The sequence below is a fragment of the Pseudoalteromonas sp. BSi20439 genome (genome assembly GCF_000241165.1).
In the GTDB taxonomy this organism is placed as follows: domain Bacteria; phylum Pseudomonadota; class Gammaproteobacteria; order Enterobacterales; family Alteromonadaceae; genus Pseudoalteromonas.
Window position 1 is genome coordinate 1 of record NZ_BADW01000172.1, and the last position, 408, is coordinate 408.

General features: G+C 42.4%; 1 protein-coding gene. It reads right to left on the reverse strand.

The window, feature by feature from the left end; all coding sequences use genetic code 11:
• Positions 1-169: 169 nt before the first annotated feature.
• Positions 170-408: hypothetical protein (locus tag P20439_RS18840; protein ID WP_206769989.1), on the reverse strand; the 239-nt coding region annotated here is incomplete at its 5' end.

Genomic DNA, 408 nt, shown 5'->3' on the forward strand with positions numbered 1-408 from the left:
CAACGGGCTTCGAGCGACGAGTAGCGAGCTTTACAAACAGCCTGATATCAGCCTTGAACCTAGAGCCTACTCTTTTAGCGCAGCGTCTCTTTGCCCTCTTTCTGAATAATTTACTAAACCCTATTTGAACACAGAGAAGAAAATGAGGAGTAAATGAGAAAGTGGAACATCAAACTGGTAGCAGCGGGTTTACCCCGCGTTTGTTTACTTCATAATTTTTAACCCCACGCGATATAAAATTGCTGCTACGAAAGACATTTTCTGCTAAAAACAATTTTTGCACCACAGAGGTTCCCGAGGCGCTTTGCGCTGCACAGAGGTGGATTGGTATTTTTAAAGCATTTCTCTGTGAGCTCTGTGTCCTCGGTGGTAAATATTTATTTAGGCTTAATCTGACGCGATATAAAA